The following is a 19641-nucleotide window of genomic DNA, read 5'->3' as shown; positions in this document are numbered from 1 at the left end:
CATCTTTTCTCATTTCATTAATGTCCACCGTGTCCTTGACCACTTTCCTGAACAATTTCTAACCTCTCATCTAGTATTCCTTGTGTTTCAAATGAAATATCACTCGTACTTCCTAATAAGAAGCCATGATTATATGGTCCAAGTGTTGGATCATCTTTAAACTTCGGCTGAATAGTAGCAAGGAAGTCATACACTGGTTGTGAAGCTTTACCTTCTTCTAATAATACAACAGGTGCGTGTTTACCCATATGTGAAAAAGGTGCCCCAGCAACTGCTAAATCTGGTGTTTTGCTTGAAACAAATGACACACCGTGACCAGGTTTTGTGAATCCCCAGCCAAATTTTGTTTTTTCATCTTTAAATTTAGCGAACGCAATCGAGTTCTCTGTAGGGGTCTCTCCACTAATACGCGTTACTTTCCCGTATTTGCTTAACTCTTTTTCTACTTCTTTTGAAACAATTTTTTCTGGCCCTAATACATATATATTTGCTTTATCTTTTCTCATCTTTAATGCCTCTATTGTCGCTTCTGGCACTTTATTCTTTTCTGTATAGAGTAGTGGTTCCGGCATATGAGAAATCCAATTTACAGCGGGTGTTGTATATAAACGTCCTTCTTCTGCAGATGAACCGATAATAACACTATTTGGGTAGCTTCCTGTTATATCGGCATACTCCTTATCAACATCTTTCGCAAATATAGCTGGGTCCGTTTCTTTTATTTGTTTTACTTTATAACCTTTTAATTGTTCAAGCGCGCTAGTACCTACATCCCCCATCACCATAATTTGTGTTCCATCTTTCGTTCCGATTGGATTTAATCGTTTTATTTCTTTTAACGTCATTTCCGGTATCTTTTCTTTTTCTATAAATAAAATCGGCCCGTTATTCGGATGATGAATAAGGTCTGCACTCGCAATACCTAATTGCCACTCGCTTGCTGGTACTAAAATAACAGCACCCGGCTGGTTCTCTTTATGGGTTGCCGGCCATATCGTTTGCGAAGTTAACACTGCCATTTGCAGGGGATCATTTGTATTTAACCTCGTCACATTTTTTAAACTTGTCGTTAATAAATCATACGATGCCCCTTCGTTCATTTCTTTTGGCGCCGTTACCTCCTGATTCATTTTCATTTTCTTTTGCTCTGTTTTTTTCTCTTTTGTAGATTCATGGTTTTTATGGTCTGTATTCGTTTGTCCGCATGCAGCAAGACCAACTGCTGTAATTATTGTTATCCCAAAAATTCGGGTCATTTTTTTCATTATACCGCCTCCGTATTAATCATTTTTGAGCCAATATGATTACCTAAAATGTAATTTCAACTCCACAATAACAAGCAATTCTGAAGAAATTATGCAGACACATCATAATCTGCACCATTTCTTCATGATTTTGCATTACACTTTAAGTAACGATTATAAATATGGAGGGCTCTCTATGATTGATATACTGCTCGTAGACGATGAACCGAGAATGCTTGAATTATTAACGCTTTATCTTACCCCAATTGGATATAACTGCGTATGTGCGACTTCAGGAGAAGAAGCTATTTTACATATAGAAAATCGAAACTTTAAATTTGTTTTACTCGATATTATGATGCCAAAGATGGACGGATGGGAAACGTGCAAAAAAATCCGATCTTTTAGTAACATTCCTATTATTATGGTTACAGCTCGTGATCAAACAGTAGATGTCGTTCAAGGATTAAAACTTGGAGCCGATGATTACGTAACGAAACCTTTCCATGAAGAAGAACTTTTCGCAAGAATTGAAGCTGTTTTAAGACGTACAAATGAACATAAACAAATCCAATATCACGGTATTGTATGGGATGAAACAAAACACTTCGTTTCTGTCCATAATGAAGAACTCCTTCTCACACCAATTGAATTTTCTTTACTCGGATTATTTTTACGCCATGTGAACTACGTATTAAACCGTGATCAGCTCATCGAACGAATTTGGGGGTTAAACACAAATACAGAAGATCGCACAGTCGATTCACATATTCGTAATTTACGTGATAAATTGCGAAAAGCAAATTTCCCTATTGATCATCATTTAAAAACCGTGTATGGAGTAGGTTATCGATGGATTAATACTGAACAGTAAGGGGCAAAACGATGAAACGAATTTCAATTCAATTCGGATTTTATTTTTTGATTGTTACACTTTTAATTGAAAGTGTTCTCTTTATTTTGCTCTATTATAGTCTTGTAAACACTAGAGTAAATGAAGAAATGACAGCTTTATTAAAGCGAGGAAATAGTCATCGAGATGTACTTGAAAAATATTACGATGAGCAAACCATCTCTCACGTAGCATTAATGGAATCTGAAGCTGAAACAACTGTCGTTATTACAAATGCAAATAAAGAAATACTAGCTAAATCTAACGAAATAAACACGACTATAAACGATCATATTAGTAAAATGCAAACTCGAACAGACCATAATGGAGCGATTATAGAAAATCATTGGAAAACATCTAATTATATATGTACAGTTAGCCCCATTGTAGTAGATGGAAAACATGAAGGCTATGTGTACATGTTTCTTGGAACAGAATCAATTGAAAAGTTAGTTAATGGATTAACGAAACAATTCATTATTGCTGGTGCCATCACGTTTCTACTCACAGTCATCACAATTTTCCTATTATCTCGATTATTAACAAAACCATTGTTACACATGAAACATGCCACTGAAAAAATGAGTAAAGGTGATTTATCTGTTTCATTAACAACTACTCGAAATGATGAAATTGGTGAACTAGCATCATCTATTCAGACGCTCGCAAATGATCTACATTATATGAAAACAGAGCGAAGTGAATTTCTAGCAAGTGTTGCTCACGAATTACGAACACCGTTAACATACGTAAGAGGTTATGCTGACATTGCTTTAAAAGAAAGCACCCCTTCTGAACAACGTTTGCGATATTTATCAATTATAAAAGATGAGTCTGATTACATTACAAACTTAGTTCAAGATTTATTTTCACTTGCACAAATGGAACAACATAACTTTTCTATTCAAGTAAAGGAAGTGCATTTACACACCTTCCTTACGCGTATATGTGAAAAAGTAAACGCCATGTATAAAGAAAGGTACATTAAAGTTTCTTTCTCTTGTCCTCCTACACTGCTAGTAAACTTAGATGAACAACGATTCGAACAAGTTGTTGTGAATATTTTAAATAACGCTTATAGACATTCAAAAGAGCATTCTCATATAAACATTTCTGTTACAGAAGAACATAAACATATTTCCATTGCAATTGAAGATGAAGGCGAAGGTATTCCGCTTGAAGACCTCCCTCACATTTTCGAACGCTTTTATCGAGTTGATAAAGCAAGATCACGAGCTACAGGTGGAACTGGTTTAGGACTATCTATCGTGAAAGAAATTGTAGAGCTACACGGCGGGACGATTACTGTCACGAGTGAAGTTGATCATGGATCTTGTTTTATCATTTCATTACCATCTGTAAAGAAACACGACTACCATCAGTAGTAGTGTTTCTTTATCCCGCATTAACGGGCAGTAAGACCCCTACATCAAAATTCAGCGGAAGCAAAGAAGTTAGGTGGGGGATCAACTGCCCGTAAAAGCCCGATTGGTTCAACTAATAATCAGTGGGAGATGAACAAAACCCCCACTGATTAAAGTTTCACTTTATCATTTTACTTTATAATATAAATTTACAAATTCCCCAAAACGTTTCGTATCCGTTAAAGTTAAATTAATTTCTGGATTCTTGTCTTGAAATAACGGAACTCCAGAACCTAATATATGTGGTGTAATCGTAACAACATATTCATCAATTAGATTATTCTTAAAAAACTCTTTCAATAAACTTCCTCCACCAACCATCCATATTTTAGATCCTTCTTGTGCTTTTAGCCTTTTCGTAAACTCCACTACATCTTCATTTACAAACTCCACGTTTCCGTCTGAGCCTTTTTCTGAACGAGAAAAAACATAACATGCTTTATCTAAGTACGGAAATGTTTCTGTATGCTCTACTACATAATCATACGTTCGTTTTCCCATAATTATTGTATCAATCGTTTCATACATTTCTGTATAACCGTTATCTCCCTCTCCTTCGGTTTCCATTAACCACTCTAAATCATCATTTTCTTTCGCAATATATCCATCTAAGCTCGCCGCAATAAATAAAACTATTTCACGTGACATATCTTTTCCTCCTTGCATCTCATCTTGATAATCATCTTGATAACATATGATGTAAACAATATACTAACAATAAAACACGACAATTTATGTCATGTTAAAAAGAAAAAAGGTGATACATTTGTCAAAAGCTAAACGCTTATTAGATATTCTTATATTTGCTTCTGCCAAAAAGACATTTACAGCGCAAGAAATAGCTGATGAATTTAATATCTCCGTTCGTACTGTCCATAGATACATTTTAGATTTAAGTGATATGGGGTTGCCCATTTACGCAGAACAAGGTCGTAACGGCGGCTATAAAGTATTAACGAATAGAGTCATTCCACCTATCTTATTTACGGAAGAAGAAGCAGTCTCCATCTTTTTTGCTTTTCAATCTTTAAGTTACTATCGAGACTTGCCTTTTAACACAGAAATCAATTCCGTTACACATAAACTGTATAGCTCCCTACAACATGATGCGAAAACGAAAGTTGATAAAATACGTTCTTATATCGCTTTTTGGAATCCGAAGCGTACAATTGATACCCCTCTTTTAAACGAAGTATTAACCGCGGCTATTGAAAATAAAAATTTACAATTTCAATATGAATCTAAATCGGGGATAAAAACAAAACATGTTCATCCTATCGGTGTATATGCTCATGACGGGCTATGGTACTTACCATCCTATGACTTCAGTAGAAAAAAAGTATTACTGTATCGCGTTGATCGTATTCTTTCTATATTATCAACAGAAGAAAGTGAAAGTACGTTCATGAATTTAGAAGAATGGTTTGACTCTAGCTCTAACGTCATAAACATTCCTATCCAGTTACATGTTTTATTAACGACAGAAGGTGTGCGCCAATGTAAAAGCGTGCCTTACCTTGAAGAATTCGTTGTAGTAAATGAGGACGGAACAGGATATATACATTCAACAATTGATAAAGGTGAAATTAATTTTATTACGCCTTTATTTTATAGGCTTGGAAAAGATGCAAAAGTGTTAGAACCGAAAGAATTGATAGATGGTTTACGTATACGTGCGAAAGAAATTTTACATATGTATGAAGACGAAAAAAGCTGCTAAATATAAGCAGCTTTTTTCGTCGATTTGTCTCTATTATTTTGACTGTTGACGAATATCGAACCACCAACGGTTTTTCTCATTCATATTCTCAGTGCCACTAGACCCACTGTAATGGAAAGCATCCAGGAAGATTGAATCTAGTTTATCCTCATCTACAAAATAACCTAAGTTAACCTTTACCGTTTGTCCTGGTGTGATACTGCCAATATTATAAAAGCTTTTCCCGTCTCCGTGAGGTTCTAAATAATCAACTTCGCCCGTCATAATATTTTTTTCCGTAATTCCAGCTCTTTCAGCGTAATTCCATACATTCCCCTTACTTTTAAGCACTTGTATGGATGGATGCATATAGATTTCTTTTGTTTTCTGTTTACCTATATTTTTCACTGTTGTTGTCAAGTAGACAAATTTAGGCTGAATTAATTTTGACTCTACTAATTGATCAATCGAATCTTTACCATTTCCAAATTTATATTCATCCCGTCTGTATGGTATCAATTGTCCTACTGGATCCAAAGCTTGATTCTCGCTTAGTCTCTCTAATCCCGTTTCATTAAAGTTTTCTTGCTTAAAATCTTTGATTGAATCAAAAACTTCAACTTTTTCTATCATATATTCAATTTTACTGTTATCCATGATAATCGTTACTGGAACCTTTTGTCCTATATGAAATAGTCGTTTACTATCTTTTTTCAAAGGAATCACTTTAGTTTTTTTAGGCTTACTTTCTTCGCTAAAATACTTTTTATCATAATCTGTTATATGTGATGCCTTTTCTTTTGAGGTAGGCTCAAAGGAAATGTTCCCTAACACATCCACCATTTGTTCTTCGTTTATATCGTTTCCAATATAACTTTGTAACATGATCCCCTCTTTCTCAAAAAAGAGAAAGACCTCTCTGTTAAACGCTAAATTGTTGTTTCCATTTTCTTTATTGACAATCACTGCTTTCTTGCCATTTATCTCTTTCTCTTCGTAGCTTTTTGAGTACAGTGTTTTAAAATTCGAATCTTTTCCTACTCTCCAAAGAATGAATGAAAATCCACCCTTTGCGTAGTTATCTTTAAATGAATATTTCATAGCAGAGTCATCAATCGCTTCCATATTTTCTGGCAATTTACCAATCTTCAACTTATACCACTGATCACTCTTTTTCGAATCCTTATTTGTTAAGGAAACATTTACTTCGTAATTTTGTTTTTGAACAATCATATTATAGACTTTTACTGCACCAAAAACAGTTGTTGGCATACCAATTAATAAACAGGCAGCAGCGATTAACATACGATGTCTTTTACGCTTTTTCTGTGGTCGCTCGCCTCTCAGCTTCATTTCTTCCATAAACAATTTCTTTTTGCGCGTATATGTATGTGAAAATTCATGTTGTTCTTCGAGTTTATCAAAATCATCTAAAGCAATTTTTTCAGCAAGTTCATATATTTCTTTGGAGTTCTTTGAATTCGTCATGTTGTATACCTCCTATCATATTTTGGACTCGTTTTCGAGCACGCTCAAACTGCTTGCGGACATTGGCCTCCGTTATCCCCATGACACTTGAAATTTCTTGATACGTTAAGTTATAGAAGACTTTATACTTAAACACCTGTCTATTAGACTCATTTAACTCTTTTAACAATGCATCAATTTGAAACTCGGACATTACACGTTTTTCCCACTCTTCAATATTTTCATCTACTGTTTCTGTTGATTCTCTTTCATATTCTTCTAAAAATGTTTCATGTCGTCTATTTTTCCGGTAGCTATCAATCGCCTTGTTTTTCGCAACCCTCAAAATGTAGCGTTTAAGCTCTTCAGTACTCAAGCTATGGAGCTTTTCCAAGTTCTTATAAAGAGTAATAAACGTCTCTTGAACCGAATCTTCAGCCTGCTGAATATTATTTAAAATAGAATACGCTACATAATAAATCTTTTGTTCATACAACTCATATAGCTCTTCCATCTTTTCATAATCGTTGTTTGTAACTTTCATATAATTCCTCCTCTCACTCTATATAACGAATGAGCGCTATACTTTGTGACACTGTAAAATCTTTTTATAGATAAAATTTAATAATAGAATAAATAAAAGCCCAATTTCTCTATTTTAACTGAGAAATTGGGCTTTTTAATATTAGAATTTTCCTGACTGTATCTCTAAGAAAAATTCTTTTACACCTTTTCAATATGTATTATTTGCTCTATCGCTTCTTTTAACAAATGCTTTGTCTCTTCAAAGTTATGATTCTGTTTTTCTCCCGATTGTACCATATAAAACTCAGCAAATGAACGCTCTTTATATCTCGGTACAACATGCATATGATAGTGCGTAAGTTCATTAAAGATTCCACCATTTTGACAAATCGTAATTCCGTCAGGTTTATATAATACCTTAATCGCTTTTGCAATCAGCTTAGAAGCATCCATAATGGATTTTGCTACAACATCATCTAATTCGTCTACTTCTACAACATGTTGCTTTGGCACAATTAAAGTATGTCCTGTATAGAAAGGTTCATGATCTAAAAAACATGTTACATAGTCATCTTCATATATTTTATATATTTTCTCCTCTTCATTTGCTAATTTACAACCTAAACATTCCATCATACTTTCTCCCTTTATTAAAAACATAAAAACGTGAGAGCCGTATTCTCACGTTTTTATGTTTCATTTTATCCCGCATTAACGGGCAGTAAGATCCCTATCTCAAAATTCTGCTGTAAAGCAAAGAAGTGAAATAGGAGATCAACTGCCCGTAAAAGCCTGATTGGTTCCACTAGTAATCAGTGGGGGATAAACACTCCCACTGATTACAGTTTCACTTTATTAATTCAATTGTTTCCGTAACCTTTATACTATCTTTTACAGATTGAACAATCGTACAATTTTTCACTGCAAGTTGCAGCGCCTTGTCCAGCTGCTCTTCTGTAATGTTTTCTGCTTTAATTTTATAGTGCAAATGAACACTTTCAACTGGCTTCGATAAAGCTTCACTTCTACCAATTTCAGTTTCGATTGTAAACGTATCATATGTAATACGTTTCTTTTCTAAAATTGTTCGAAAGACAATTGCACTACATCCTGCGATAGAAGAAATGAGTAATTGTAACGGTGAATACCCGTTTTCTTTTCCAATCGCTAATTGACCATACGATAAATCTGCTTCTATATCATCATGTTTGATTGTTAGTTTCATTTGTTTTTTCCATCTCCACTTTCATCGGTTTCTGCCGTTTCTTACTAATATAATAATATATATAGCAGAAAATGATAAATGGAATACCACAGTATAACGCCATTCTTTGTTCAGGAATAAACGCTAAACTAATAACAACAATGCTATTTGTAATTAAGGCTAAAATCGGGACAATTGGGTATAGTGGTGTTCTATACTTTAAGTCCTCTAACTTTCCTCCGCCTTTTATATACTGACTTCTAAAGCGAAGTTGCGATAGAGCAATAATGATCCAACTTGAAACAGCCGATAAACCAGCTATCGATAATAAATACATGTATACTGTATCTTCTGCAAGGAAACTTGTGAATAGAGATAATCCAGCTACCGCAATCGTTACGACTAGCGCTGTAATTGGAATACCACGCTTATTTACTTTCTGGAAGGAAGTTGGTGCCATTCCCTCATTTGCAAGTGACCATAGTATACGCGTCGCTGCATATAATCCAGAGTTCGCTACAGATAATAACGCAGTAATAATAACGAAGTTCATAATATCAGCTGCGTATGGAATACCAATTTTATCAAATACGACTACGAATGGACTTTCAATTACGCCTGCTTCTTTCCAAGAAATTAATCCTACTAAAATCGTCATTGTTAAAATGAAGAATAACATAATGCGCCATACTGTATTACGAATCGCACGTGGAATTGTTTTTTCTGGATTTTCACTTTCTCCCGCTGCAATTCCGATTAACTCTGTTCCTTGGAACGAGAAGTTAACTGTAATCATTGTAAGTAATACGGCAGCTAGTCCATTCGGGAAAAGTCCACCATCGCTTACAAAGTTAGAGAAAAGAGGTGCTGCTTCTTTTCCGTCATATGATATAAATCCTAATAATGCACTACCACCAAGCACAACAAATGCAAGAATTGTAATTACTTTAATACTAGAGAACCAAAATTCTAATTCAGCATAACTTTTCGCCGAAATTGCGTTTGAAGCATATAAAATAACGCCGAATACAAGGCACCATACCCAAACATCAACATTTGGAAACCATCTTTTCATCATTAAACCGATTGACGTTAATTCTAGACCCACTGTTACTGCCCAGCCGAGCCAGTATAACCAGCCAATCATAAAGCCCGTTCCTGGTCCAATAAACTTCGTCGCATACTTTTGGAAAGATCCTGAAACCGGCATCGCTACCGTTAACTCTCCAAGACAAAGCATTGTTAAATACATAATAAATCCGCCTACTAAATATGAAAGGATGGCTCCCCCTGGTCCAGCCTGATTAATGGTGTAACCTGAACCTAAGAAGAAACCAGTTCCGATTACACCACCAAGTGCGATCATAAATAAATGTCTACTCTTCATCGTACGATGTAATTTCTCATTCGTTGGTTGCTGCATCTAAATCCTCCCCCTACCATACCCCTATATCCTGTTAAAATTTTCTGATAATAAAAATATACACGAAAGCGATTACATTTTCTATATAAAATTAAAACTTTTCTGATAAAACAATATAAAAATCGAATTATTGCAAGATTTAGATTCTATTTAGAGGAAAATAAGGAGAAACAAGGAAAAACCCTTACATATATTGTAAGAGTCAACGGAGTTCTAATCTTCTCGATAAAATTGATAAACTATAATTTACGATAAAGTACATACAAGCTACTACTATAAACGTCGGAATCATGTAATTCACATTTTGCCCGCTAATAATTTGAGCATTATGCATAAGCTCAGGGAGTGATATAACAACCGCTAGCGACGTATCCTTCAGCAATGAAATAAATTGACTGACAAGCGGCGGAACCATTCTCCTTAATGCTTGTGGCAAAATAATATGCCAAAGCGCTTGAACATACGTTAATCCCGAAGATCTTGCAGCTTCAACCTGCCCTTTTTCAATAGACAATAGACCACTTCTAACAATTTCAGATATCATTGCTGCCTCAAATATTGTTAAAGCAACAATTGCAGCTGTTATAATTTCTAATTTCAAGCCTGCTTCTGGAAGTGCAAAATACGTGAAAAATATAATTAACAGTAGTGGTAAGTTTCGAATCACTTCAACTATAACTCCTAATACTTGTGAGACGACAGGTATTTTCGTGTAGCGCAATATACCGATTACACTTCCAATAATAAAACTAAGTACAATTGCTATGAGCGCTACCTCTAATGTTATAAGTAATCCTTTTAATAAAAATAGAATATGATCTCCTGTAATTGCTCCCTTGAAATCCATTTACACCGCCTCCTTTGCCAAGCGTTTTTCTAAATAACGCACTAGCATACTGAGCGGAATTGTTAATATTAAATAAAACATCCCGACAAATATATAAACATCAAACGTAACAAACGTCTTCGTTGAAATTAAATCTCCTTGATACATTAAATCAGCACCAGCAATAATTCCAAGTATTGAAGAGTTTTTAACTAAATTGAGAAACTGGTTTCCTAAAGGGGGAATTACAATTTTCACTGCTTGGGGTAAGACAACATAATACATCGCCTGCACATACGTTAGCCCTGAAGAGCGAGCAGCTTCCATCTGCCCTTTCGCAACTGATAAAATACCAGCGCGAATTACTTCTGCAATAAAAGCTGCCGTATATACCGTAAGCGTAACTGTTCCTGCTACAAAACCATTTAAAGTAATTCCTATTACAGGTAAAGCAAAATAGAATATAAATGCAATTAATACAAGTGGAATATTTCTTACAAACTCCACAAAAGCTGATCCTATCCAATTTAAAATGCGAATAGGTGCAATACGCATTACTGCCAAAATTACTCCTAAAATAAAACTACCTATCAATGCAATTACACTAGACATAACTGTATATTTAAACCCTTCTAAATACATATCAATGTTATTCGTTAATATAGAAAAATCAGGCACATATTCTCCCCTCTTTCTTTACAAGAAGAGGATGAGTACTCTCATCCTCTCACTTTTACTATCTACTTTTCTGGTTTTTGTCCAACCCACTTCTCATATAATTTGTCATACTCCCCGCTTGCTTTCATGTCTTTAATTAAAGTATTAATCTCTTTCGTTAAATCATCTGCCCCTTTTTGCACTGCAATTCCATACGGTTCATCTGTGAAAATTTTTCCTACTACTTCATAATTAGAATCTTGTTTTGCCATTCCGTAAAGGATCGCATTATCTGTCGTTAACACATCACCTTTACCTGCCTTTAACGCTGTAAATGCCTCACTATAATTTTCAAACTCTAATACAGTCGCTTCTGGTGACTTTTGACGAATGTTATTTGTAGATGTTGATCCTTTTACAGCTAATACTTTAACGCCTTGTTTTATATCATCGACGCTCTTAATATTGCTTCCTTTTTTCACAAGTAACGATTGTCCTGCTTTAAAATATACATCTGAAAAATCCACTTCTTTTTTGCGTTCTTCCGTAATTGTCATTGTTGCAATAATTGCATCAATATCACCATTTTTCAGCATTGGAATACGTGTTTTAGACGTTACTTCTTTCAGCTCTAGCTTCTTTTCATCTCCAAGAATCTTTTTCGCCAGTGCCTTCGCGACATCAACATCGAATCCTTCTACCTGCCCTGTTGAAGGATTTTTCAATCCAAATAAATTCGTATCATTCTTCACCCCAACTACTAATTTCCCTCGTTTCTTAATTTGCTCAGCAGCCCCGCCTTGCTTCGTATTTGTTTCCTTTGCCTCATCTTTCTTACTTCCGCATCCAGCAACAACAAGCACGAATAAACATGAAAATACGATTAAAGTAAATAACTTTTTCATTTTAAGCATGAAATTCCTCCTCTAATGATTTAGCACCCGACTTAAAAATAAACGAGCTCTTTCTTGTTCAGGGTTTGCAAAAAAGTTCGCCGGTGTTGTATCTTCAATAATTTGACCATCATCCATAAATAAGATCCTATCTGCTACCTCTCTAGCAAATCCCATTTCATGCGTGACAACGACCATTGTCATCCCTTCTTTAGCCAGTGCTTTCATAACATCAAGTACCTCTCCAATCATCTCTGGATCAAGAGCAGACGTAGGCTCATCGAATAGCATAATTTCCGGCTGCATTGCAAGTCCTCTAGCAATTGCCACCCGTTGCTGTTGTCCTCCGGATAATTGATGTGGATATACGTTAGCCTTCTCTGGAATTCCTACTTTCTCTAAATAAAACATTGCTGTTTTCTCTGCTTCTTCTTTGGAAACTTTATTTACTTTAATAGGTGCTAATGTAATATTTTGAAGAACCGTTTTATGTGGATATAAATAAAAATGTTGAAAGACCATCCCAATATTTCGCCGCAATTCATTCATGTCCGTTTTTTTATTGTGTACCTCTGTATTTTGTACAATTAATTCTCCCTCTGTAATTGCCTCTAATTGATTTATACATCGAAGCAATGTACTTTTTCCTGATCCTGAAGGCCCCACAACTACTACCACTTCGCCTTTTTTCACTTGCACATTAATATTTTTCAAAACTTGAAAGTTACCATAATATTTATTTACATTACGAAATTCTATCAACATACTCCCCCTTCCCCTAACAATGCATGTACATTCTTTTTATATTCAAAAATAGTCCCAAAAATAACTTTTAGCTTCAATTTGTCCATAAAAAAAAGCAAAGAGTTTCCCCTTTGCTTCTTCATTTCTATTCTGTTAAGATACTTCTTCTTTCTTATCTTTCCCGTATTCATGCTCCCAAAAATCAGCATTTTTAATTCCTAATGGCCCTGGATCGAATACTGGATCTTTTCCTTCTTTTTTCTGTTTTTCATAATCCTTTAATGCGACTAATGCAGGTTTTTGTAATAGTAAAATCGCAATGATATTTACCCATGCCATAATTCCTACCCCAATATCGCCTAAAGCCCAAGCCGTTGCTGCTGTTTTTATACAGCCGTAGAATACAGCTCCTAAGAATACAAATTTTAATACCATAGACAACCAAGGACGATCTTTATCACGATTTAAGTACGCTATATTCGTTTCTGCAATGTAGTAATATGCCATAATTGTTGTAAATGCAAAGAATAGTAACGAGATTGCAACGAAACCGTTTCCAAATCCAGGGAAAACAGATTCTACTGCTGCCTGTGTATATCCCGGTCCTGGCTGTGCACCATTTAATTTATTTACGATAAAGTTTTTTCCGCTTGCATCAAATACGTTATACATGCCTGTAATAATCATCATAAATGCTGTTGCTGAACAAACAAATAATGTATCAATGTAAACGGAAAATGCTTGCACTAAGCCTTGCTTAGCTGGATGTGATACTTCAGCTGCTGCTGCTGCATGTGGTCCAGTTCCTTGCCCTGCTTCATTGGAATAAATACCACGCTTTACTCCCCAAGAAATTGCTAAACCGATAATACCACCGAAAGCCGCTTCTAATGCAAAAGCACTTCTTATAATTAACATAAATGCTTCTGGCAATTTTTCAATATTCATAGCGACAATAACACAAGCTACTAAAATATAACCAACTGCCATAAACGGTACGACAACTTGTGCAACGTTAACGATTCGCTTTACTCCACCGAAGATGATAAGAGCTAATACAACAACTAATAAAGCCCCTGATAATGTAGTGTTAATTCCAAAAGCTGTTTCTAAACTTACAGCAATACTATTTGCTTGCACACCTGGTAGTAAAAGCCCTGTTGCAAGAATTGTCGCTGCAACGAATACTAAAGCATACCATTTAACTCCTAAACCTTTTTCGATGTAATAAGCAGGACCACCTCGGAACTGTCCTTGGTGTTTCGTCTTATATATTTGTGCTAATGTCGATTCTACATAAGCAGAACCTGCTCCTAAAAAGGCTACTGCCCACATCCAAAATACAGCCCCTGGTCCACCGAAGGCAACCGCTGTAGCTACCCCAGCGATATTCCCTGTCCCAACGCGCCCTGATAAAGAAAGTGCTAACGCTTGGAATGAAGAAACACCAGCCTCTGATTTTTCACCTTGAAATGTCAGCTTCACCATCTCTCCTACATGCCTTACTTGTAAAAACTTCGTTCGAATGGAAAAATATAAACCTACTCCTAAACATAAATAAACAAGTGCTGGACTCCAAACAATATTATTTAACCAATTTACGAAAGCTTCCAATATTCCCCCTCCTTTTTATCAAGAATATTCAGAATATATAAAAATTATAAATGTATACCGAATCTATGACAATATTATTTTAATAAAACAAACATATTTTTGTATAAAAAAACAAAGTATACATTTATTTTGTATACTTTGTTTTGAACAAAATGTATTATATATTCACAATTGCTTCTTCGCTTATAATTCTTTCATATAATTCTTCAGATAATTTTTGGAAGTTATCTGGCATATCTTTCCCCTTAAACTTCTTTTGGAGTGTGCCGTATAGACCTATGTCACGCAAACGTAAAAATAGTGGTAATGATTCATACCAACTATCCGCCAGTCTGTGCTCATACTCATAGCCTTTCCGTAACACTTGTAGCTGTTTACGGGCAAAGTCTGTCTTCTCTTCCGCTGTCCACGGTTTAAATAGAACAGAGTAGTATAGAACCATCGCTAAATCATGTATAAAGTAATTATAAGCCGCATCATCAAAATCAAAGATTGTTAGCTCTTTACCATCATAATGAAAATTACCTGGATGAATGTCACCGTGCATAAGGCCAAATGTTTCTCTTTCAATTGGAAGACTTTTTATTTCATCCATTAATACCGCTGCAATCTTTTTCACTTGATCATCTTCTAATTCATTAATAATCCCACTTTCGTCTTCTTCCCACGTATCACGATGATTCGTTTTAGGATAGTTCATTGTTAGGCGATGCAGTTGCCCAATCGCTTTTCCCCATGCTTCAAAATAAGCATCTCCCCAATAAGGTGATCCTTCCTCTTTTACTTGCTCGCCTTTTGCATATGTAAATAAAGACGCGAAAAAGAACGTTCCATCCTCTGCTACGATTTCTTCTACGAGATTTCGAGACGTTGAATAAAGAGGTCCTGCTACCTTTGCCCCATTCTCCGCAACATATCGTAAAAAATCTAGTTCAGCCTCTACCTCTTGTTTAGAACGATGAGAAGAATGTGTTAAACGTAATACGTAACCTTCATCATTATCACCCTTCGCCTTAAAAATATAATTCTCAAAATCTCCAAGTGGCTTTTCTTCTACGGTTACATGAAACAAACCCGCTGCTCTTTTTAAAATCTCTTTCGTAAAAACACGTTCTACAGCTATTTCCATATATATCCCTCCTATATATCTTCTTAATTCGACACAAATGTTAGAAGTACTGCTATGAAATTGAATAATGCACAAAAGACAATATAACGTAACTTTCAATCCTCTTTAAAAAAAATAATTCAAGCATAAATTTCTCATAAACGACAAAAATTAACAGAAACAGTTGCACTTTAAAAGAGGTGGAAATTATGACAGAGAAAAAAGAACAACAAGAGAGTAAAAAACAAAAGCATATGTTTCCATCACTTCCGGAGAACATTAATTACATTGAAAATAAACTTTCTCATTCTGATGATATAAAAAAATTAAATCTCCCTTTTCAAAACGGAAAAGGAATAATCTTATATATCGAATCTTTAGCAGATCCAAATCTAATTCATCAGTTAGCTCTTGAGCCTTTATTGACACGGTCAGACTTAGCTATAGATAAAGCTTTTTCTACATTAAATATGAAAAAAGAAACGAATTTAAATTATGGTATGCAGCTTTTATTACAAGGTAAATCCTTATATTTTCATGAACACGTCGACAGTTTTTGTATTTTCGAAACAGCTCTATCCTTAAAGAGAGATATAGCAGAACCTGATAATGAAGGAATTGTCCGTGGACCGCATACTGGTTTTGTAGAAGACTTAGCAACCAATTTAGCTTCCATTCGCAAACTCATAAAAAGTCCACATGTCGTCATTAAATATTTCACACTTGGTGAAGAAATGCATACGAAAGTGGCAATTGCTTATATGCAAAACATAGCGAATGACGATTTAGTTACAGAAGTAAAAAGAAGGTTAGAAACGATTAAGACAGATGCACTTATGCCTCCAGGATATATACAAGAATTTATAGAGGATACGTCTTTCTCACCATTTCCGCAGCAATTAAATACAGAGCGTCCAGATAGAGTCGCAGCAAATTTAATGGAAGGACGAGTTGCTATTTTATCTGATGGAGATCCAACAGCGCTTATCGTTCCTGTTACATTATTTGCCTTCTATCAATCACCAGACGATTATAATAACCGCTGGATTGTCGGTTCTTTCGTCCGAATGATTCGCTTAGTGAGTTTCTTGATTGCTTTTCTCTTACCAGCTATATATATCGCAACCGTAGCCTTTCATCCTGATGTATTGCCGCTTGAACTTGTGTATACAATTAAAGCTTCATTAGAGAAAGTACCACTTCCTCCTATTTTTGAAGCTCTCTTAATGGAGCTAATTTTCGAGTTATTACGGGAAGCTGGTATTCGTTTGCCAAGCAGAGTTGGACAAACAATCGGTATTGTAGGCGGTTTAGTAATTGGTGATGCAATTGTAAAAGCCGGACTTGTTTCTTATACGATGATTATCGTTGTAGCTTTAACTGCCATCTCATCTTTTCTCGTTCCATCAAACGATATGAGTTCAGCTGTTCGAATTCTTCGTTTTCCATTAATGCTCCTTGCTGCCATATTTGGATATGTAGGAATATCATTCGGTCTAATTATAACTTTCGTTCACCTATGTCAGCTTCATTCTTTTCATACACCATATCTTTCTCCTGTTGCACCAATGCGGATTAAAGATATGAAAGATTCTTTTGTAAGACTACCAATTTGGTCATTTTGGGAACGACCACATGATCCAAAACCGAAAAAAATGCAGCGCCAACATGTAACGAGAGAGGATGAGGACGGTGACAAACACGCAAAGTAAAATTTCACTTGTTCAATTTACCTTTTTCGTTATTCAATGCCAAATTGGGGTCGGTATACTATCTCTACCTAACCGTCTTCACCCAATAGCAAAAGGTGGTGGATGGATTTCCGCGCTCATCGCCGGGCTTGCGATTCAGCTTATTATTTTACTAATGTGGCTTTTCTTAAAACGATTCCCGGATGCAGATATGTATGAAAGTGTTTGTATGCTATTTGGTAATAAGTTTGGAAAACTATTAGGCTTTGCTTATGTTTTTTATTTTACTCTTATCGGTATGACAGTTATGTTAAATGCTTGTAATGTCATTAAAGTGTGGGTTTTGCAAGCGACCCCTTGGTACGCAATTCTCTTACTATTTACGATAGCTTGCTGCTATATAGCCTATAATACATTTAAAGTCATCGTACGATTTTATGTCATGGCTTCTATTCTCATTTTGCCCATGGCTCTTTTAATTGCCCTAGGGCTTTCCCGAGCTGATTTCTCTTATATTTTTCCCATTACAGAAGCCGGCTGGTGGAATATAATTCAAGCATCCAAGGAAACAATTACAGCCATGTATGGTTTTGAAATTATTCTTATCGCTTTCCCAAAAGTAAACGGGAGTTCTGTGGCAAAACTGAAGGCAATTTCTATCGCTAACGGATTTGTAACTCTTTTTTATACTTTTACTGTTTGGATTTGCTATATCGTATTTAGCCCAAAACAAATCGAGCTTATTCCAGAACCAGTTGCTTACTTATTACGCTCCTTACATATCGGGATTATAGACCGGACGGATTTACTATTCATACCAATATGGATGATAACAGTTGTGGCTTCTATTGCTAGTTATTATTGCGCTGCTTCAATCGGAGTTGGGCATATATTCAATCTTGCTAATCATAAAAAAGCTGTTCCAATCGTCGGTATTATTGCTTTTAGTGTAGCCTTATTTATAGATACACCTGAAGAATTAAAAGTAATTTCAACTTTCACTGATAAGTTCACGTATATTTTCATCGTTGTCCTCCCTCTTTTATTTCTACTTTATTCAGTAATAAGAAATAAGAAAGGAGAACAGTATGTTCCAAAAAAGAGTTAAATTACTTTTTATATTATGTACTAGTTCCCTCCTTTCTGGCTGTTGGGATCAAGAGCCATTAAGAGAAGCCAGATTAGCTTATAGCATTGGTTATGATATTACGGAAGAGAATAAACTTCAGCAAACGCTTGAACTCGTAAAAAGTTCAAGCGGCGAGCAATCTTCATTCGAAAATGAAATACATTCAGCAAACGGGCATAACATAAGGGATACAAGCGATGCCCTAAAAAAAAATGTGACTGGGAATATTCGCTATTTTAAATATGGCGTTCAATTACTCGGAACCAAAATCCTAAAAAAAGGTATATTACCTTATTTAGATGTCAGCTTTCGGGACCCAACAAACCCAACTGCTTTAGTAAAACTTATTGCAGTAGATGGTGAAACATCCGAGATACTAGAAAAAAAGAAAGTAGGAAATTTACTAATTGGAGATTTTCTAAAGAAAAAAGTGAAAAGTTTAGAAGATATGAGTGTGTTTCCAAAAGAAACTTTAGAAGCAGCTGCTACAAAAATGTTAGATCCCGGTAAAGACTTTACCCTCCCTTCTATAAAAATAAAAGGAAAAGAAGTGATTACAAACGGTCTAGCTTTATTTAATAATGATAAATTAACTGGGCATTTACCTTTGAAACAATCTGTTTTATTCGTATTATTAACTGGAAAAATGGGAACAAGTGCCCGTATAACCCAAAAGCTTACTAGCGATGAATCAGAGAAAACATCTGATTATTTAACAATGGAAATTAGCAATCGAAAGTTAAAACGCGACTTAAAAATAACAACAGATAAAAAAGGAAATGTTTATGCTCACATTAAGCTCCAACTAAAAGTTATAGTGCTTGAAGCTCCGAGAGATAATCTTTACAAAATGGATGAAAGAAAAAAACTAAATAAAGAATTGTCTACACAACTTACGAAAGAAGCTAAAAAGATAACAAAAAAGTTACAAAAAGCAAACTGTGATGCTTTCGGTATCGGCAGACACCTTATCGCCTATCACCCTGACTTATGGAAGAAGAAAAATTGGAATAAAGATTATGCAAAAGTAAAATTCAAACCTGAGGTAGAGGTAAACATTTTGTACAGTGGTGTCCTAAAATAAAAGGTTGTATGCCCATG

The 19641-nt window shown here is 35.2% G+C and carries 19 protein-coding genes; 6 read left to right on the top strand and 13 right to left on the bottom strand.

Features of this window, described 5'->3' with window-relative positions; genetic code table 11:
- Positions 1-17: 17 nt before the first annotated feature.
- Positions 18-1265: a cell wall-binding repeat-containing protein gene (locus MR136_RS21700; protein ID WP_242259592.1), complete on the bottom strand. Its 1248-nt coding sequence runs from the start codon at positions 1263-1265 to the stop codon at positions 18-20.
- Between the two features lie 175 nt (positions 1266-1440).
- Between MR136_RS21700 and MR136_RS21695 the strand changes: the two genes are divergently transcribed.
- Both MR136_RS21695 and MR136_RS21690 read left to right on the top strand, forming a co-directional pair.
- Positions 1441-2118, top strand: coding sequence for a response regulator transcription factor (locus MR136_RS21695; RefSeq protein ID WP_017673726.1), 678 nt, complete (start codon positions 1441-1443; stop codon positions 2116-2118).
- 11 nt (positions 2119-2129) lie between these two features.
- Complete coding sequence (locus tag MR136_RS21690; RefSeq protein WP_000822528.1) at positions 2130-3521, top strand: sensor histidine kinase; 1392 nt, start codon at positions 2130-2132, stop codon at positions 3519-3521.
- A gap of 165 nt (positions 3522-3686) precedes the next feature.
- On the opposite strand, the gene MR136_RS21685 is transcribed toward MR136_RS21690, so the two are convergent.
- Entirely contained in the window at positions 3687-4208 is a 522-nt protein-coding gene (locus tag MR136_RS21685) for a dihydrofolate reductase family protein (protein WP_017673727.1), read from the bottom strand.
- Positions 4209-4299: 91 nt separating this feature from the next.
- Here MR136_RS21685 and MR136_RS21680 point away from each other — a divergent pair, with 91 nt between their 5' ends.
- The gene (locus MR136_RS21680) at positions 4300-5280 is read left to right on the top strand and encodes a helix-turn-helix transcriptional regulator (protein WP_139303892.1); all 981 of its coding nucleotides are present in this window, start codon (positions 4300-4302) and stop codon (positions 5278-5280) included.
- Between the two features lie 33 nt (positions 5281-5313).
- Here MR136_RS21680 and MR136_RS21675 read toward each other — a convergent pair whose 3' ends face one another.
- From MR136_RS21675 to MR136_RS21625, 11 genes are all read right to left on the bottom strand, one after another.
- Positions 5314-6747 (bottom strand): DUF4367 domain-containing protein, encoded by a 1434-nt coding sequence (locus tag MR136_RS21675; protein ID WP_017673729.1) that lies wholly within the window; start codon positions 6745-6747, stop codon positions 5314-5316.
- Complete coding sequence (locus MR136_RS21670; RefSeq protein WP_017673730.1) at positions 6713-7270, bottom strand: RNA polymerase sigma factor; 558 nt, start codon at positions 7268-7270, stop codon at positions 6713-6715. The genes MR136_RS21675 and MR136_RS21670 overlap by 35 nt, the downstream gene beginning before the upstream one ends.
- A gap of 179 nt (positions 7271-7449) precedes the next feature.
- Positions 7450-7911: an HIT family protein gene (locus tag MR136_RS21665; RefSeq protein WP_128809301.1), complete on the bottom strand. Its 462-nt coding sequence runs from the start codon at positions 7909-7911 to the stop codon at positions 7450-7452.
- Positions 7912-8098: 187 nt separating this feature from the next.
- Positions 8099-8476, bottom strand: a complete 378-nt coding sequence (locus MR136_RS21660; protein WP_000778831.1) for an OsmC family protein — start codon at positions 8474-8476, stop codon at positions 8099-8101.
- Entirely contained in the window at positions 8454-9878 is a 1425-nt protein-coding gene (locus MR136_RS21655) for an amino acid permease (RefSeq protein ID WP_001187096.1), read from the bottom strand. Before MR136_RS21655 ends, MR136_RS21660 begins: the two co-directional genes overlap by 23 nt.
- A 202-nt stretch (positions 9879-10080) precedes the next feature.
- Positions 10081-10725, bottom strand: a complete 645-nt coding sequence (locus MR136_RS21650) for an amino acid ABC transporter permease (RefSeq protein ID WP_000345960.1) — start codon at positions 10723-10725, stop codon at positions 10081-10083.
- The gene (locus tag MR136_RS21645) at positions 10726-11382 is read right to left on the bottom strand and encodes an amino acid ABC transporter permease (RefSeq protein ID WP_001112667.1); all 657 of its coding nucleotides are present in this window, start codon (positions 11380-11382) and stop codon (positions 10726-10728) included.
- Positions 11383-11444: 62 nt separating this feature from the next.
- The gene (gene glnH / locus MR136_RS21640; protein ID WP_242259591.1) at positions 11445-12275 is read right to left on the bottom strand and encodes a glutamine ABC transporter substrate-binding protein GlnH; all 831 of its coding nucleotides are present in this window, start codon (positions 12273-12275) and stop codon (positions 11445-11447) included.
- Between the two features lie 12 nt (positions 12276-12287).
- Entirely contained in the window at positions 12288-13016 is a 729-nt protein-coding gene (locus tag MR136_RS21635) for an amino acid ABC transporter ATP-binding protein (RefSeq protein WP_002179629.1), read from the bottom strand.
- A 135-nt stretch (positions 13017-13151) separates the two neighbouring features.
- The gene (locus tag MR136_RS21630) at positions 13152-14612 is read right to left on the bottom strand and encodes an alanine/glycine:cation symporter family protein (RefSeq protein ID WP_000387155.1); all 1461 of its coding nucleotides are present in this window, start codon (positions 14610-14612) and stop codon (positions 13152-13154) included.
- A 157-nt stretch (positions 14613-14769) separates the two neighbouring features.
- Entirely contained in the window at positions 14770-15741 is a 972-nt protein-coding gene (locus MR136_RS21625; protein WP_088338215.1) for a phosphotransferase enzyme family protein, read from the bottom strand.
- Positions 15742-15929: 188 nt separating this feature from the next.
- On the opposite strand from MR136_RS21625, the gene gerKA reads away from it, so the two are divergent.
- Genes gerKA through gerKC form a run of 3 tightly spaced genes read left to right on the top strand, consistent with a single transcriptional unit; the run spans position 15930 to position 19624 of the window.
- Positions 15930-17432 (top strand): spore germination protein GerKA, encoded by a 1503-nt coding sequence (gerKA, locus tag MR136_RS21620; protein ID WP_017673733.1) that lies wholly within the window; start codon positions 15930-15932, stop codon positions 17430-17432.
- Entirely contained in the window at positions 17413-18519 is a 1107-nt protein-coding gene (locus MR136_RS21615; protein ID WP_000185789.1) for a GerAB/ArcD/ProY family transporter, read from the top strand. Before gerKA ends, MR136_RS21615 begins: the two co-directional genes overlap by 20 nt.
- A complete protein-coding gene (gene gerKC, locus MR136_RS21610) occupies positions 18500-19624 on the top strand; it encodes a spore germination protein GerKC (RefSeq protein WP_242259590.1) in 1125 nt (374 codons plus the stop codon). Before MR136_RS21615 ends, gerKC begins: the two co-directional genes overlap by 20 nt.
- Positions 19625-19641: the final 17 nt, after the last annotated feature.

Origin of the sequence: Bacillus cereus group sp. BfR-BA-01311, from assembly GCF_022664295.1 — a bacterium.
Classification (GTDB): Bacteria; Bacillota; Bacilli; order Bacillales; family Bacillaceae_G; genus Bacillus_A; species Bacillus_A cereus.
The sequence above is the reverse complement of the archived record's forward strand: the minus strand, read 5'-3'. Positions and strand labels throughout refer to the sequence as shown.

What these genes read in the sequence shown, in the direction of transcription:
- MR136_RS21655 (WP_001187096.1), bottom strand. Translation starts at nt 9,878, where the DNA reads ATGCAGCAACCAACGAATGAGAAATTACATCGTACGATGAAGAGTAGA.
- MR136_RS21675 (WP_017673729.1), bottom strand. Translation starts at nt 6,747, where the DNA reads ATGACGAATTCAAAGAACTCCAAAGAAATATATGAACTTGCTGAAAAA.
- MR136_RS21690 (WP_000822528.1), top strand. Translation starts at nt 2,130, where the DNA reads ATGAAACGAATTTCAATTCAATTCGGATTTTATTTTTTGATTGTTACA.
- MR136_RS21700 (WP_242259592.1), bottom strand. Translation starts at nt 1,265, where the DNA reads ATGAAAAAAATGACCCGAATTTTTGGGATAACAATAATTACAGCAGTT.
- MR136_RS21685 (WP_017673727.1), bottom strand. Translation starts at nt 4,208, where the DNA reads ATGTCACGTGAAATAGTTTTATTTATTGCGGCGAGCTTAGATGGATAT.
- MR136_RS21695 (WP_017673726.1), top strand. Translation starts at nt 1,441, where the DNA reads ATGATTGATATACTGCTCGTAGACGATGAACCGAGAATGCTTGAATTA.
- MR136_RS21660 (WP_000778831.1), bottom strand. Translation starts at nt 8,476, where the DNA reads ATGAAACTAACAATCAAACATGATGATATAGAAGCAGATTTATCGTAT.
- MR136_RS21680 (WP_139303892.1), top strand. Translation starts at nt 4,300, where the DNA reads ATGTTAAAAAGAAAAAAGGTGATACATTTGTCAAAAGCTAAACGCTTA.
- glnH (WP_242259591.1), bottom strand. Translation starts at nt 12,275, where the DNA reads ATGCTTAAAATGAAAAAGTTATTTACTTTAATCGTATTTTCATGTTTA.
- gerKC (WP_242259590.1), top strand. Translation starts at nt 18,500, where the DNA reads ATGTTCCAAAAAAGAGTTAAATTACTTTTTATATTATGTACTAGTTCC.
- MR136_RS21665 (WP_128809301.1), bottom strand. Translation starts at nt 7,911, where the DNA reads ATGTTTTTAATAAAGGGAGAAAGTATGATGGAATGTTTAGGTTGTAAA.
- gerKA (WP_017673733.1), top strand. Translation starts at nt 15,930, where the DNA reads ATGACAGAGAAAAAAGAACAACAAGAGAGTAAAAAACAAAAGCATATG.
- MR136_RS21670 (WP_017673730.1), bottom strand. Translation starts at nt 7,270, where the DNA reads ATGAAAGTTACAAACAACGATTATGAAAAGATGGAAGAGCTATATGAG.
- MR136_RS21625 (WP_088338215.1), bottom strand. Translation starts at nt 15,741, where the DNA reads ATGGAAATAGCTGTAGAACGTGTTTTTACGAAAGAGATTTTAAAAAGA.
- MR136_RS21650 (WP_000345960.1), bottom strand. Translation starts at nt 10,725, where the DNA reads ATGGATTTCAAGGGAGCAATTACAGGAGATCATATTCTATTTTTATTA.